Raw genomic sequence first — 16874 nt, 5'->3', positions numbered from 1 at the left:
ACATATTCATTAGTTTAGTTAATGATCTTTTAAATTGAAACTACAAATCGCCTACCAACAGTTGCTTCTGTACCGACCACTCATCAGTCGATAAGCGCACCAGGTATACCCCCGGCTCAAACTTATGGGAAATAAAATCGCGTCTGCATCCCTGGTGATACGACCGGGAAAAAACACGTTGTCCGTTTATGTTGAAAACATCGAGTGTACTGAACAACAGCTCACTTTCCACCGTAAAATCAGATTTTGCCGGATTGGGAAATAGTTTAACACTTTCTGCTTCCACCAGCCGGTAAACACTGTTGGGTTCTTCGGTGCAATTAAAGGCCTCGTCGCCCATGCCTGCGGGTTGAATTCCGGTATTGCTCAGGTAAATTTTATCGATGGCTGCTCCATCTTCCCTGTAACAAATGGTAAGTGTATGCATCCCGCTATCCAGCTCATACACCATTGGATTGTTATCAGCCTGGTTGTGCACATCGTCCCACTGCCAGGTACCACCACCAACAATGCCATTCCAGTTGGTCCAGTCACCCTCATCCATTCTGACCCAGAAAGAATCATCATCGGGCGTGGGAGCGAGTACCCTGCCCCACACTTTATAGTAGCCGTTCTCGGGCAAATGGAAGGAATACACCAAATGATCGCTGCTGTTCGACGAAGGAGCAGCGGTGGCCTGTACCCCCGGTGTAACGGTGAGATAGGCTCCGTTTGATGCACTTACTTTCTTTATTGTTTTCCAGTTATCACCTACCCCGGTACATTCGGCTTCGAGCCATACCCGGGTATTGTAGGGACTCTGAACGGTAAGATGAATGGTATCGCCGGAGCTGGCTCCATCGTTATCGGTCACGGTAAGCACGTATGAGAAGGTTCCGATCCCCAGCTCCACTTCGAGTTCTTTGTTGCTCGTCAGCTGATATCCATTGGCCGACCACGAATACTTCACAATTTCACCATCGGCATCACTGCTTTCCGCAGCACTCAGCGTCAGGCGAACACCAGTTCCCTGAAGGTCGTCCACAATGCGGTCGTCACCGGCAAAGGCCACTGGCGGCAGATTACCCTGCCGACCACCTTTAGATGCATCGCTTGTAAAAGTACTGATACTGTATGGTTCAAGTGTGGCAGAAAAAACGCCCGAAGCAAGTTCAAAAGCACCTTCATTGCTCACTTTCTTTTTTGATGAAGTGGTAAACAAATGAAGGGTATCGATCCCCGTAGGAAGGTTTTCAAGAACAAACTGCAAATCGACAGCAGTCTTGTTGTTGTTAACAAGCACCATTACCAGGCCCGAATCACTTTCGTAGGCCGTTGCCGAAACACCGGCCAACGAAGCAAGATCAGCTTCAACGCGAAAGGCGCCGGGGCGGATAAATTTTGAAAACTGGCTGAATACATAGCCTTTGTCGGTGATGTTTCCATCGTCGTTAATGAGCCCGTAAAAACGCCGGATGTACCAGTACACAAAAGCACTCATTCCGGCATCCATGCAGGTGTTAATTTCCTCGGCCACCTTCAAGGCCAGGGCCCAGGTATTTTCCGACGGGCTGCCACTTCCGTATAAATGTTCTGTCATCCATATTTCCTTTGCCTTTTCAAGGGCCAGAGGATAATAAATATTGGCCTTTGGAGTACCGTATAAATGCGTTCCTAAAATATCGATGTTGGCATTGGCCAGCGAATCGTTCAACAACGGATCAATCATCTTACGGACGTAGCCCAGCGATTCGGGTGCAATTACTCTACAGTTAATGTCGTCGGCATGTTCTCTTACAAAGTTGAGCATCTGCGCGGGTTCCCACCAGGTCCAGCCATGCCAGTCGGGTTCGTTTTGTACCGAAATGGCATAAAGCGGAACCCCGTGATCGGCCATAAATGCAATGTAAGCGTTCAAATGCTCAACATAGTCGTCGTAAAATTCAGGCAATAACACGTAATCGGTATAATCATTGGTTTGCCGTAATATTTCACGCATATGCGAAGGTGGATTCCAAGGTGAGGCAAATACTTTAGCCCCCTGACTGATGGCATATTGTGCGAGTGGCAGTTCATCACTCCACCGGTTCGAATTGGGATCGATCCGAAGACGGAAAATACTCAGTCCGATCTCACCCGGATCATTATCGAAAGCCTTTTCCTGCATGTCGTCCGTCATGGTCTGTCCGGTCCACGAGTTAATATGAATCCCTCCAAATCCTCTGATTATTTGGTGTTTTTTACTCATGTCGACGCGAAGCACCTGGGCCCTGGCACCGAAAACAAAAGAACTCAATAAAATGAAAAATAGAATACGCATGGTGTTGCCTCTGCTATACATTGTTTTACTTTAGTTTGATTATTTTTTCGACCTTTGATTGACAGATCAGAAAATAGATGCCTGCCTGAAGCCTATGGCCCAACTGCTGATGGCTGTTTTTGATTATCCCCGCTTCCATCTGCTTCCCGTCGGGGGCGTAGATAGAATAAGCTGCCTCTTCGACCTCCGTTTCGATGCTAAAGCTGTGAATAAACGGATTAGGATAGCTTTTCCATTGAGGTAAACTTTGTAATTCACCGATGCCCGTATAAAACGATTCATCGGCAAAAAACTGAAGCGTTCGCACATTAATCGATCTGGCCGGGCCCTTCCAGCGCAGGTACACATCGTGCTGTCCGCTTAAATTGCTGACATCGGCACTGAATTTTTCCCAGGCCTGACTGCCTCCTGTCGTTGGCTTAACATCGATTGTTGTAATCAGTGTTCCTTCGTTTTCAAGGTCATCAACCCATAACTCGAGTGTTCCTTCGGCTGTTGCTGTTGCAGCCACTTCAACGCGTACGGGCAGCCTGTCGTCTTCCCCCAGGTCGACCCCTGCAAAAAGCAGCCAGCCGCCCTTGTCGCTGGTGTTGATCATCCCGGTATTCGAGCCTGTACCCGTGCTCTCCAATCCAAAATAATTGTTGTATCCTACTATCGGCAGTACCGAAAAACCATCCTTAAAGGCATACTTGTCGAAATGGGCTTTTTTACGGGCGGCATACAGGCCGTTGCTGGTTCCCACCCACCAATTGTAATTTTCCTGCCCTTTATCGAGCGCTGTTACCGATATGGCACTGCCAACCTGATGCCACTTAATACCATTCGAGCTATAAAAGCCGGCCAGCTGATGCCCGTAACGAAATACCTTGAGCCATACTACATTTCCCATTGTGTTTTCAACTTCATATTTGGTATTTCCAAATCGGAAGCCGATGATTTTCTTCTCATTAAAACCAGAATACAGCTCGGCTGTTACCGATTCGTTGCCGTTGGTCAGATAAATTCCGGCTTCCTCTCCCTGAGCGGTGGCATTAAAATCGACACTGGTGATCAGGGTATAGTGATGACGGGCTTCTTTGTGCAAAATGTGTGTTTTACTGCTTCCCGGATCGAGGGTAAGCCATCCCGCTTTTTCGTTTAAACTGTATCGGGCAGCTGCATTGCGGTTCATGAAATGCCAGGTCAGTTCGATGTTCTCTTTCTCAAAATTATCCGAACGGGGTGTTTTCCATGGAATACCTGATTTAGGAAGATCGGGCTTCAACTGGGGAGTGCTTGTGGGAGCTTTTCCGGTAGGTTTACCATTTTCATCCCAGATCACCTGATGGAGCATGCCCTGGCGCCCCTGACCGTTCCAGTTATCATTTCCCAATGATTCGTAGCTGTGCGAAATGGTCCACCAGCTTCCGTCATCGAGCTGAAAAGGCTGAGCTATGTGGTTGGGTGAACGAAAAGTAACTTCGGGATCACTTACATTCCCGAAGAAAGAACCCATGGCCTCCCAGCTTGCAGGGTCGTCGCTAAGGCTTCGCGAGCGCAGTACATACTGCCCGCCATACACATTGCCGGCTACAAAATAATAATACCAGCCATTGCGCTTACACATCACCGGTCCTTCGGCCCAGCTGTATTCTCCGTTGGCATTTACCCAGTCGAGTATCAACGCTTCTCCTTTCAGATGGCCATCGGTACCGATTTCCTGAATTCGGTTCACATGCTGACCTGGTTTGATCAACATATAAGGTCGCCCGTCGTCGTCGACAAATACGGAATTATCGTATCCTACCGGTCCGGTTGTTGAAGTGGTTCTCATTTTAACAGGCGTGCTCCAGGGACCTTCGGGCTGAGCTGCTTTGCAGAAATACTGTCCTCCGCCCGCTGTATTCGAAAAATACATCCAGAACGAATCATAGAAATAAGTGATCACTCCGGCCCAGGTTCCGGCCTGAGGGGCGTCGCTGATTAATCCGCTCCAGTCGGAGGGAACCACTCTTGTTAATACTTTCCAGTGAACCAGGTCGGTCGAATGCAACAAGGCCAGATAAGGCGTAAAATGAAAATGAGAACCACAGGCGTAAAAATCATCTCCATCCTTCAACAAGGTCAGGTCGGGATGATCGCCGGGCAGAATGGGGTTAATAAACGTTTTGACCTGCGAGAAAGCTTCTTCGGGAAGATCGTCGTCTCCTCCGGTTTCCTTTTCTGATCCAGCTTCACCTTTTTCAAGGTTTTCCACAGTATAAAGCAAGGCAGCTTTCCCAAAAGCAATTTTATCGAAATCGAGACCATCCTCTCGTGCCCCTATTCTAAAATGTAAGGTGGCACCGGGCTCATCCACCTGATAACTTAATGGTGATTGAGCATTGATGAATGCTGAAATATTGACCCATTTCCAAACCGATTGACCGGCATCCCCGGCACCCGTAACCACCTCGTCAGCTTGGGTGTGTCCAACAGGCACCAGCCCGTTTACAACATGCCAGTCGTCGGCATTGACCGGTGAAGCGAGGCCAAAATCCCTGGCCAGAAAAAAACTGTCGTCGTTATAGTTTCCGCTTCCTACCCTGATTTTTGCATACAAATGCCAGTTTCCGGCTTCGGTGAAAGTGACGGTGAAAGTGATCATCTTTGCATCATCACCGGGAAAAGATCCATCGATCAAATCGCTGCCCGGTCTTACGTAAATGATGTCGTTTTCTTCAACGCTTTCATAATCCGTTCCCAGTTCAGCCTGTTCGGCTTCCAACACTACTGCCAGGTCCTGTGCTGTTGTCAGTCCGGTCGATCCAAAAATAATCAGTACAAATACAAATAGCTTCTTCATCAAAAGAGTTCTCATATCGAGGTATTGATTAAGCGCTGGCAACGATTCGTCATTGCTGCCTGTGCCTTGCTTCGAAGGTAAAGATAAGTAGCATTGGCGGCAGCTGTTTTAGATAATAGACATTCGATTTATAAAATTGAACATATACAGCGCTGCCAGCTGGAAAAAGGATCTTACAAGATGAGTTTACACTTCGGTTGGCGATTTACCAAAATGCTTTTTAAAGACGGTACTAAAATAAGCAATACTCGAAAAACCAGTCATCTCGCTTACTTCAGTTACGTTGTACTTTCCCGATTGAAGCAATTCAAGGGCAGCATCCATTCGTACCGCCCTGATAAATTCACTGGGAGACTGATTGGTGAGCGCCTTCACCTTTTTGTAAAGCAACGAAGGACTTACATTCATTTGAGAGGCAAAGACCTCTTTATTGAAAGCACCATTGGCTATATTCTCTTTTGCCAGTTTCAGCATTTTTTTCAGAAACTGATCATTTAATTCATTATCCAATAGCTGACCTTCATCATTTCCCCTGATCATTTTCAGTGCTTTTTCACTGACCCGTTTCCGGTTATGAATCATCGACCTGATTTTTTGCCTTAACAACGACATATCGAATGGTTTGGTCAGGTAATCGTCGGCTCCCAGGCCTAGGCCATGCAGGTGATCCGATTTTTCTGAAAGAGCAGTTAGCATGATCACCGGAATGTGTGATGTATCGAAGGATGACTTCAAGTTACTACACAATTCAAAGCCATCCATACCTGGCATCATCACATCGGAAACAACGAGGTCAGGCATATTTTTCCGGATCATTTCGAGTGCAGCCGTTCCATCTGTGGCGGTAGCCACTGTGAACTCGTCTGCAAGATTCGATTGCATAAAACGCAACAATTCATCATTGTCTTCTACCAGCAAAATGCTAAATTCACCCGGGGCTTGCCGATCGTAAGTTTCCAATCTTTGATTATAAAGATCGGAACTAAAATGACTGCTAGCGGTGAGCTCATCCGGCACCTGGTCTGTTGCCTTGTTTTCCGTTTTAAGGCAGGGAATTTCAATTCGAAAACTGGAACCTTTGTTTTGCTCACTTTCACACGAAACACTGCCTCCATGCAGCTGTACATAATTTTTCACCAGAATAAGTCCAATGCCCGAGCCCACCATGCGGGCGTTCACTGCATTTTCTTCCCTGTAAAACTCCCTGAACAATTGCTGTTGCGCTTTCTTGCTGATTCCGATACCCTGGTCATTCACCTCCAGGTTCCATTTTGTATTGTTCCACTTCAATACAAGCTCTATTGTTGTTTCGGGGAAGGCATATTTTACAGCATTCGATATCAGATTGTCAATGATCTTTTCCATTTTAACCACATCGACCGCCGTAAAAAACTCATTTTCGCTCACTAAAAAGGAAATATCAACCCGCCTTTTACGTGCCAGCGGTTTAAATGAATCAATTCGCTGCTTTACCAGTTTTACCAAATCGCATGTTACAGGTTGAAGCTGCGCCTTTCCGACATCGGCCTTTTGAAAATCCATTAGTTGCGATACCACTGCCGACAAGCGATGTGCCTGATCGCCGGCCAGAGCAATGTTATTACGTCCTTTTTCTGAAAGCTGCGCTTCGTTGTTCAATTCATCGATTGGTGCTTTAATTAAGGTTAAAGCGGTACGAAGATCGTGTGCCGTATTGGTAAAGAAACGTACCTTTTCCTCTGCATGGCGTTGTTTCAACAAACCAATATAGTACCAAAAAACAAAGTAGATGACCAGTGAAATTAGCAGAAAAAGAATGACAAGAAACCAGGGTGTTGCCCAAAAAGGCGGTATTACCCTGATGAGTAAGGAGCGTTGGGCAAGCAGCTTATTCATTGAACCATCGTACATTCTGATTTGCAATACATTTTCGGTGCCTTTAATGTTGGCATAACTTACAATGCGCTGACTGGCCGGAGAGGTCCAGTCTTCATCAATTCCTTCCATTTTCCATGAAAAGCGGGCACCAGACACAGCCCCCAGTGGCAATAATTCAAGCGCTATGGTATTCTTATTATAATGCAGACTGACGGTTTGTAGCTCGTTTACCGGTTGTTTCAGATCGAATTCATCCATTTCGCGCACCGATCGGCCGGCAATGGTAATATCTTGTATGAATATTTCTCCCGCAGGTGCTGGTTCCTGCAGTTTGGCAGGATCGAAGACCAACACCCCTGCACTGGTTCCCCAGGCAAGTTGTCCGTTTTTCAGTTTTAAAGCAGCATTTCTGTTGAACGAGGTTCCCGATAAAAGATTAACAGAGGTATATACATGAGCCAGCTTATTAACAGGGTCGAAACGACATAGTCCGTTCTCGGTGCCCAGCCACAAGTAGCCATCGTAAAACAGGATGCTGTTAACAAAATTCGATGGCAGGCCGTTTTCAACAGTAAAGTGTTCCGTTTCACCGGTATCGGGATCAAGCAACATGAGCCCTTCGCCGCTGCTTGCAATCCATACCCTGGCATCGTGCACCAGCACGTCGTGTACCAAACAGCCAGCAACAAGCGGGCTTGTCATTCCCGTTTCGTTGTCCGACAGGATGAGTCCGTAAGTACATCCAAACAACATTTTTCCGGGTTTCAGCTCATCGAGCACGTAAATGGGTTGAACCGAATATTTTTGAAACAAGTCTTTCGCTGCCTGATACCTGATCACCTCACGATTGATTCCCCCGATCCAAAGATCTCCCCCGCTGTCTTTAAAAATATCGAAAACATAGTCGTTGATGAAAGGTGAATTTTCAACCTGCTGAGAATAATGCTCCAGCTGTTTACCATTTTCACTATCGAGTACATACACGCCCGAAGAAAAGCTCCCCGCCCATATTCTGCCCTCATTATCTTCGCAGAGGGTAAGAAAAACCTGTGCCTGTTCCTGCTCATTAACATAGAAATGATCCCATTGCTGTATTAGCGGATCGAAGCGGCTGATTCCATTATTGGTGGCCATCCAAAGTCTTCCTCTTTTATCCTCTATTAAATCGTTTACATTATTGTTGGCCAGCGATTGGCTTTGGTTGGCAACATGAGCGATTTGATTTACCACACCCGGATTCAGATCAAAATAAGCAATCCCCCCTGTATAGGTCGAAATCCACACCCGTTCCTGATCGTCGCAAAAAATGTCATAAACGCCATTACCGTTCAGTGAATTGGGGTTATCAACATCTTCCTTGTAAACTTTCAGCATGGTCCCGTTGTCTCGGTCAATCTCCCAAAGCCCCTGCCCGTCAACACCTACCAGAAGTGTTGAATCGGTCAAACATTCGATGGCCATGATGGGTTGATTTGGGAACACCGAAAGTTTTTGCATTTTCTGCTCACCCAGGTCGAAATAAAACAAACCATTGGCTAATGTGCCTATCCACAAGCGCTGACTGGCTTTGTCGAGGAACAAATCGGAGACTCTTCCGTTTAAGTGCGCGTCCAGCTCACAAAGCTGATACGATTGGCCACTTTTTTTATCGAATCGCTTCAACTGCAGCTCTTCTGCCAAAATCAGCTCCCGGTCGCCATAACCAATCATGTCGTAAATTGTTGTACTAAGATCAGAAACAGAGCGAATACTGTCGTTCATCATTCGGTAAAGTCCGTTGGTGGTAGCCAACCAGCCATCGACACCTGTTTCATCGAGCACCATGGCCGTCATACTTAAATGGTTGTCGTTAAGCACGCGGCTAAGGTTCATCTTAATTTCAAATCGATCATTGACCGGGTCATACATAAACACCTGACCGTTGTTTGTGAATGCATACAACTGACGATTACGGTAAACCAGTTCAAGTGAAATGATATTGACGGTTTCATAAGGCAGCTGATAAAGCCGGTAATCGTCGCCCGAAATCCTGATAATACCGGTTTTGGATGCTCCCCAGATAAAACCTTCATCATCTTTACAAACTGAATTGGCTTCACGCATCGATATTCCAAAGTGCTGGTTGATACTGTAAAATTTATGATCGACCGCCTTTGCTTTTTGCGCAGGTAGCAATATGAGTAAGCAAAATAAAACTTTAAAATAGGGAGTCAGCATCACCTGTTCAGTTCATTGAATAATTAATATGAGCAATTGCAGTAAAAATAGAAAATAAACGCGGAAAGCCACTTCATTTTTTAACCGATCACAAAACCAAAAGTACATAAAAAGTAATTTACTAATTATCCATTACATAATATTGATGAATAACACCGCAGCATGTAGTATAAATTCGTAATTAAAGGGTGAAAAAAAGATAGCCCCATGCTTCAAGTACTTACTTTTTATATTCATTTACTGCATGTTACATTCATCGTCTCCACTTTTTTATTCAACAACATATTCCAAAAAACACAAAAGAGGAATTTTTTATTCAAAGAGTATAAAAAAATTGCAATCAGCTTAAATAGTTGACTATTAATTATTTGAATTAATTTTTCTTCAATAGCTTTGTATGGCTATATAATTAAACTACTGCGGCGATTGCATGGAAATAAAACAAGCATACCTCATTCGTAATATAAATGAGGGTAATTCAACTAAACATCAATTTATTCAATAAGAGCAGACATATACCAACCAGCCGCTTACTCATGAATGGATGAGTACTTCAACGTTCTTTAATTTATTATCAACACTGATTTTTTAATTAACCTCTTATAATTATTAAACTTAATACTATTAATTATTAAACTTAATTCTATGAACCTATGACTATGAAGAAAAGAGTGTTGTTATTAATCATGAGTCTGTTTGTGAGTATCGTTACCTTTGCACAGGTAAGTGTTAGCGGTACGATTACAGACGAAGACGGTTCTCCAATGACCGGAGTAACTGTCGTTGAAAAGGGCACAACCAATGGAATAATTTCCGATGTTGATGGAAATTACACCATTAAGGTAAATGGTCCCGAATCAATCCTGCTCTACTCTTTTGTGGGAAGACAAACAAAAGAAGTAGTAGTGGGCGATCAAAGCCGCATTGATGTAGTACTTGGAGACGACCTCAAAGATTTGGATGAGGTTGTTGTAATTGGCTACGGTGTTCAGAAAAAGAAACTGACAACCGGTGCCAATTTAAATGTAAGTGGTGATGATCTTATGCAACAAAGCACCAGTGAGGCCTTGGAAGCAATTCAAAGTCAGTCACCCGGTGTTAACATTGTACAAAATTCCGGTATGCCCGGAGAAGGCTATAAAGTGAATATTCGTGGTCTGGGTACCATTGGTAATTCACAGCCTTTGTATGTAATCGACGGTGTGGCAGGTGGAGACATTAATAATTTGAGCCCTGCAGATATTGAATCGATCGACATCCTAAAAGATGCTGCTTCGGCTGCAATTTATGGATCTCGTGCAGCCAACGGTGTTATTTTGGTTACCACCAAGCAAGGTCGTGTAGGTAAAACACAGGTAAGCTACGATGGTTATTATGGTGTTCAGCAGATTGAAAATCTGGCTCAAACGTTGAATGCTTCTCAGTTTATGGAAATCTACAATGAAGAAAGAACCGTTTCGGGCAGAGATCCAATTGACTTTGCAGCTGCAATTCCTGAATTGTATCAAAAAATTCAAAGCGGACAATGGAACGGCACCAACTGGATGGAAGAAGCATACAATAAAAATGCGCCTATTCAGCAACATGCCGTCAACATTACCGGAGGCTCCAATCAGTCTGTTTTTTCAATGGGTTTCACTTATTCTTCACAGGAAGGTGTTTTTGGAAAGCCTGTTGAACCCAGTTTCGAAAAATACACTGCACGCTTAAACAGCGACCATGTACTTTACGAGAAAAACAATCTGGAAGTGATAAAAGTAGGCCAGACTTTTAATTACGGCTATAGCGAAAAAGGGGGTATTGCCATTGGTGGTATGTACTGGAACGACGTACGCAACATGCTGGTAGGAAACCCACTGGTACCCGTTTATAATGAAGCCGGAGAATATTATGCTTCCGACGACCTGGATGCTTCAGGCTTGTCTGGTTTGTCATCAAGGATTTATAACCCGCTCGCACAAATGCACCTCAACAGAGGTATGAACGATGGCCGCAATTACAACATTAACAGCAATGCCTATCTGCAGATACAGCCGGTAAAAAATCTGATTTTCAAAAGCAGCTATGGCTACAGAATGAATGCCAACAGCTACCGCAGTTATCAGCCTGCCTACAATCTGGCAGGTGACGTTTCACTAAGTCCCGGACGAATTGAGCAGTCAGCTGGTTCAGGCCATAGCTGGACGCTTGAAAATACCCTCGATTATATTTATAAATCAGGAAACCACAACCTGGATGTTCTGGTAGGTCAATCGATCGAAAAATGGGGATTGGGAAGTACAATGAGAGTAGTGAACGCCAATCCAACCTTCCTGGGTTTTGAACATGCCTATCTTGACAATACCGATGGTTTAACCACAGGTGTCACTTCGATTGGAGGTGCCCCTTTAAGCTTTGGACAGTTAGCTTCCTTCTTTGGCAGGATCAACTACAACTTCAGCGAAAAGTATTTGTTAACGCTTGTAATGAGAGCTGACGGTTCTTCCAATTTTGCAAGAGGCAACCGCTGGGGCTACTTCCCATCGCTTTCAGCAGGCTGGGTACTGTCTGAAGAAAATTTCCTGAAAGATAATAATGCCATCGACTTTCTGAAATTAAGAGCCAGCTGGGGACAAAATGGTAACTCCGATATTGACCCCTTCCAATACCTGGCACTTGTTGGTTTCGATAAAGACAACAATTATCGTTTTGGCACCGACCGTAGTGTGATGCAACTGGGTGGTTATCCTGCAATTCTGCCAAACCCCGATGTATCATGGGAAACCTCAGAACAATTCGACCTGGGTATCGATGCTTACTTCCTTGATTCACGTCTTCAGTTAGTTGTCGATTATTATACCAAAGCCACTAAAGACTGGTTGGTTCGTCAACCGCTGCCAGCCATTTTTGGCGCACAGGCACCTTACTACAATGGTGGTGATATCATGAATAAAGGTATTGAAGCAGCAGTACGCTGGAATGATAAGATTGGTGATTTCAAATATGGAGCCCATATCAACATGACAAAACAAACCAACGAAGTGACCCGTTTAGGTAATGCATCCGGCTTTATTCAAAGCAATGGAAGCATTATTTCTCAGGGAACAGATCCAGTTTGGCGTGTTGAAACCGGATTCCCCGTAGGCTATTTCTATGGATACGAAACCGCCGGAGTATTCCAAAACCAGGCAGAAATCGACAGCTGGACAAAAGGCTTCCTTCAGGAAACCCCACAACCAGGTGATGTCATCTTTGTTGATCAAACCGGCGACAATGCCGTTACTCCCGACGATAAAACCATGATTGGTAATCCTCATCCTGATTTCAGAATTGGATTTGGACTCAATTTTGAATACAAAGGATTTAATTTAGCCCTGACCGGTAAAGGTGCCTTTGGACATCAAATCCTGAACTCCTACCGTTCATTTGCCGACAATGAATTCCATAACTACACGGTAGATATTTTAGATCGCTGGACTGGTGATGGAACATCCAATAAATTACCCCGTATGTCGGCCGGTAATACGACCAACAGAATCAACATTTCTCAAATTTATATCGAAGATGGTGATTTTGTGAAAATCCAAAACCTCACTGTTGGTTACGATTTCAAAAATGTGATGCCAGGTTTACCTTTCGGAGAGGCTCGTTTATACCTGACCGGACGTAACCTGATGACCTTTACCAAGTATTCAGGAATGGATCCGGAAGTGGGTTATGGCGACGAACAACCCTTTGTGTCAGGTATCGATTTAGGATTCTATCCTTCTCCCCGTACCTACCTTATTGGTATCAATCTTAAATTTTAATCCATTAATCTGAATTACTATGAAGAAATTAATATATATTTTTATAGCTGGTTTATTGCTTTGGGGATGTGAAGACTTTCTTGACACTGATCCTCTGACCGATAAAACCTCGGCCAATTTTCCGCAAACCTCAGCAGATGCTGAGCAAATGATGGCCGGTATTTATACCATTATGAACAACCTGCAGCATCAGGTTGACAGAAGTCCCTTCTTCATTTGGGAAGTTGCCAGCGATGACAAACTTGGTGGCGGTGGTATGAACGACATCCAGGCACAGTCGTACGAAACTTTCCAGTTTTCCGACAACGAAATGTTATTGCATTCATGGACTGTCCTGTATCAGGGAGTTCACAGAGCGAACTTTGCCATCGAAAATATGCCTTTACTTGGTGATGAGGTGGTAAGCCCTGCAAAGAAAAATCAATTTACAGGAGAAGCCATGTTTCTGAGAGCCTGGTATTTCTATCAGTTGCATACTATTTTCAATGAAGTGCCATTAAAGGTCACTACCGAAAACGTGAATTTGCCTGCGGCTTCAGCCGATGAGATTTACGGACAAATTGCACTCGATTTGAAAAATGCCATTGAGTTATTGCCCAATGTTCCCTACAGCGAAACCCAGGAAGGAAGAGTTACCAAATGGGCTGCACAGGCATTAATGGCAAGAGCATTCCTGTTTTATACCGGTGTGTATAACAAAAGTGAGATTGCCTTACCTGGCGGAGGAAGCGTTTCTAAACAAAACGTGATCAGCTGGCTCGAAGATTGTTACGCCAACAGCGGTCACTACCTGGTGGAAGATTTCCATGCACTTTGGCCTTATACCAACTCGCTTACTATTGGTGACTATCAGTACATGCAGGATTACATGGCTGAAACTGGCAAAAACATCGTTTATGCAAGTGATGGTGTTTCCAGAAATCCTGAATCCGTATTTGTACTTCAGTTCTCCAATTTTGCAGGATGGGATATCGACAGGGGTTACTCTAACACTTACCAGTTGTTCTATGCCCTACGCGGTCTTCAGAATATCGAAAACACCTATCCTTTTGCCGGTGGCTGGGGACAAGGGAACTCAATTCCCTCGTCATTGGTTGAAGACTGGCTTGCTGACGAACCCAACGATGTAAGACTCTGGGCTTCGGTAATCGATATTGAAAAAGAAGTTGCTCCATCAGGCTATCAAAAAGGTCAATGGGACTTTGTTCTCGAAAGCAACTACTGGGGTAAAAAGTACAATGGGGTAACTGCCAGGGATCCCGAAGACGGTGCTTTAAAGCACGATTATGGTGTAGTGATGTACAAAACGCCCAACAATAACCAGTTGTCGCATACCAACGACTTAATTTACATTCGTTTTGCCGATGTGTTGTTGATGTTGTCTGAATTGAAAGAAGATGCAAGCTACATGAATGAAGTAAGAGATCGTGCTGATTTGCCACCTGTTGCTTATTCACTCGAAAACATTCAGAAAGAACGTCGATATGAACTCGCATTTGAAGGCCTCAGATGGAACGACATGAGACGTTGGGGTGCCGAATTCACTAAAAATGCACTGGAAGATCAGGTAGGTGCAGCGGTCTTTAATTTTGGAGTAGCTGATGTTCATGAGGCACTTCATCCCGATGGATACAGCGCCCGTTATGATGCCACCAAAGGATTTTTCCCAATACCTCAAAGTCAAATCGACCTTTCGGAAGGACTGATTGAACAAAATGCCGGTTACAGCCAGTCAGGAGAAGGATTGTACAGAGGTTGGTCTAACTAACAAAGTAGGAATTAAGAATCCGTTTGCCCGGAACAACTGTTCTGGTTAATAATAGATGATGATGGTTGCAAACCTGAAAATGGTTTGCAACCATCTTTTTTTAAAAAAAATATTCATTGCCCACGCCCCATCGTATTTTCTCATTTTCTTAGACAACTTGCAATTATTCCACCCATTTTTCAAAATATTAACCCGTAGCCTCCTCTATTTTCTGTCTACATTTATGCTGTTTACCAAATCTGATTTAAATGAAGAAGCTTTCAATCAACAGCATGCTTGGACTTATGTTGGTCGCAATAACCTTTATCGGCTGTGAGCCACAAGCTAACACCTCTACTGGTCCCGAAAAAGACAAAGCGCTTTACGGCCCTCAGTCAAAAAACTATAGCTTGCCCGAAGTGGCAGGTACCATTTATTATGTAGCTCCCAATGGCGACCCGGCTTCGTCGGGCACCGATCTGAACCAGCCTGCCACTATCAAAACAGCAGTTAGTAAAGCACAAAGCGGCGATGCCATTGTTCTGCGGGGCGGTGAATACCGTACGGGGAATCTGACCTTTAACCAGGGCATTGTTTTCCAGGCCTACCAAAACGAACAACCCGTTTTAAAGGGAACCCTGGTGGCCGAAAACTGGGAAGTTACAAGCGACGGGCTTTGGAAAATTAAATGGGATCATCTCTTCCCTGCCGGTCCCGAAAGCTGGTGGCGGCGAGAACGGGAGGAAAAATACACCCCCCTGCACCGCTTCAACAACGACGGTGTTTTCATCGACGGGCAGTTTCTTGAATCGGCCGGCAGCATGGCCGAAGTCAAAACAGGAACCCATTTCGTCGATTATGAAAAGGGCGAAATTTACATTGCTGACGACCCGGCCGGAAAACTGGTCGAAATCACCGCCTTCCGTAAAGCCATTGTACGCACCACCGCCGAAATACATGGCAGGCAGGCCGACAACAAAGGGCCGGTTTTCAGGGGCCTCACCATTACCCAGTACCCCGACACCATGGTCCACATCGATGGCTATTATCCGCAGGGAATATCAGCCGAAACAGAACATGGCAAAGATGTTGTGGGTACCGTATTCGAAGACTGTACTTTCTCGAAGAGCTTTCGTATAGCAGTATTTGCCCTTGGCGACAGCATGGTGATGCGCCATTGTAAAATTGAAGATTCAAACACCGAGGGGCTGTACCTTGTAGCCTCGTCGGACGTATTGCTCGAATGGAACATTTTTGCCAACAACAATATCGAGCGCTGGACCGGCTTCTTTCCGGCTGCCGTGAAAATATTCAACCAAACCCACCGTGTGGTTTGCCGTAACAACCTGATCATCGATCATCCCAACTCCAACGGTTTGTGGTACGATGTGGGCAATGTCGACGGTGTTTTTGTGAACAACTGGGTGGAGAACATCGGAAATGTTGACAAATTCGGGCAGGGAGAACACATTTGGTCGAACTACAGTGGTTTCTTCTACGAGATTTCTACACAGGCCATCTGTGCCGGCAATGTGTTCCTGAACTGCGATCAGGGCGCTTTCATCCTGAATTCTTCCAAAGTGGATGTGTACAACAACACCTTTGTGAACAGCACGGCCAGTTTTGGACGTAATAGCAGAGGCGACGATGCCGACCATTTTGGATGGCACATCCGTACCGGTCCGGCCGTAGATGCCCGTGACCAGCATACCTTCAAAAACAACCTGTTCTATATCGAAGAAAAAATTGATCGCCAGGCGCTGACTGCATGGCAACCGGCCGACATGTGCGAAAGACTGAATAAGCCCCAGTTTGCTGAGCTCAACAACAACCTGTACCTACGCCAGCAAGCCAACAGCGACAAAGCCTTGATTCACTGGAGCCCGGCCAACAACGAAAACTGCTCGGAACAACTTTCCGATCCGGCAGCACTCCAAACACTGTATCCCGGATTTGAAGGCGAAAGCAAATACTACCCCGCCTCCAACATGGCCGTGTTTACCGATTTCGACCAAAATGACTTTAGTTTGAATGCCGATACTTTGCTTACGCCTGCCATATTGCCTGAAAAAGTACAAAAGGCCCTTGGACTGGCCACAGCTCAGCCTGCCTTTACGGGCGCCTGGCCGGGAAAATAGT

Annotated in this window: 6 protein-coding genes; 3 read left to right on the top strand and 3 right to left on the bottom strand. The window is 45.1% G+C overall.

Translation table 11 applies throughout. The features are described 5' to 3' along the window. Positions 1 to 40 precede the first annotated feature (40 nt). The 3 genes from FHS86_RS14790 to FHS86_RS14780 all read right to left on the bottom strand — a co-directional run bounded on the left by FHS86_RS14790 (position 41) and on the right by FHS86_RS14780 (position 9200). Positions 41 to 2320, bottom strand: coding sequence for a T9SS type A sorting domain-containing protein (locus FHS86_RS14790; protein ID WP_429415291.1), 2280 nt, complete (start codon positions 2318 to 2320; stop codon positions 41 to 43). A gap of 4 nt (positions 2321 to 2324) precedes the next feature. After that, the gene (locus FHS86_RS14785; RefSeq protein WP_429415288.1) at positions 2325 to 5126 is read right to left on the bottom strand and encodes a family 43 glycosylhydrolase; all 2802 of its coding nucleotides are present in this window, start codon (positions 5124 to 5126) and stop codon (positions 2325 to 2327) included. A gap of 186 nt (positions 5127 to 5312) precedes the next feature. Beyond that, on the bottom strand, positions 5313 to 9200 hold the full coding sequence (locus tag FHS86_RS14780; protein ID WP_429415285.1) for a hybrid sensor histidine kinase/response regulator transcription factor: 3888 nt from the start codon (positions 9198 to 9200) through the stop codon (positions 5313 to 5315). 659 nt (positions 9201 to 9859) lie between these two features. Between FHS86_RS14780 and FHS86_RS14775 the strand changes: the two genes are divergently transcribed. The 3 genes from FHS86_RS14775 to FHS86_RS14765 all read left to right on the top strand — a co-directional run bounded on the left by FHS86_RS14775 (position 9860) and on the right by FHS86_RS14765 (position 16873). Next, positions 9860 to 12988 (top strand): SusC/RagA family TonB-linked outer membrane protein, encoded by a 3129-nt coding sequence (locus FHS86_RS14775; protein WP_429415282.1) that lies wholly within the window; start codon positions 9860 to 9862, stop codon positions 12986 to 12988. Between the two features lie 19 nt (positions 12989 to 13007). Beyond that, a complete protein-coding gene (locus FHS86_RS14770) occupies positions 13008 to 14756 on the top strand; it encodes a RagB/SusD family nutrient uptake outer membrane protein (RefSeq protein WP_429415279.1) in 1749 nt (582 codons plus the stop codon). A 248-nt stretch (positions 14757 to 15004) separates the two neighbouring features. Next, positions 15005 to 16873 (top strand): right-handed parallel beta-helix repeat-containing protein, encoded by a 1869-nt coding sequence (locus FHS86_RS14765; RefSeq protein ID WP_429415276.1) that lies wholly within the window; start codon positions 15005 to 15007, stop codon positions 16871 to 16873. The last annotated feature ends 1 nt before the right edge of the window (position 16874 follow it).

The sequence above is a fragment of the Roseimarinus sediminis genome, from assembly GCF_050433125.1.
Taxonomy (GTDB): domain Bacteria; phylum Bacteroidota; class Bacteroidia; order Bacteroidales; family Prolixibacteraceae; genus Roseimarinus; species Roseimarinus sediminis.
The sequence above is the reverse complement of the archived record's forward strand: the minus strand, read 5'-3'. Positions and strand labels throughout refer to the sequence as shown.

Bases quoted from the DNA above. Each gene is read 5' to 3' on its own strand.
- FHS86_RS14790 (WP_429415291.1), bottom strand. From the start codon at position 2,320: ATGTATAGCAGAGGCAACACCATGCGTATTCTATTTTTCATTTTATTG.
- FHS86_RS14770 (WP_429415279.1), top strand. From the start codon at position 13,008: ATGAAGAAATTAATATATATTTTTATAGCTGGTTTATTGCTTTGGGGA.
- FHS86_RS14775 (WP_429415282.1), top strand. From the start codon at position 9,860: ATGAAGAAAAGAGTGTTGTTATTAATCATGAGTCTGTTTGTGAGTATC.
- FHS86_RS14765 (WP_429415276.1), top strand. From the start codon at position 15,005: ATGAAGAAGCTTTCAATCAACAGCATGCTTGGACTTATGTTGGTCGCA.
- FHS86_RS14785 (WP_429415288.1), bottom strand. From the start codon at position 5,126: ATGAAGAAGCTATTTGTATTTGTACTGATTATTTTTGGATCGACCGGA.
- FHS86_RS14780 (WP_429415285.1), bottom strand. From the start codon at position 9,200: ATGCTGACTCCCTATTTTAAAGTTTTATTTTGCTTACTCATATTGCTA.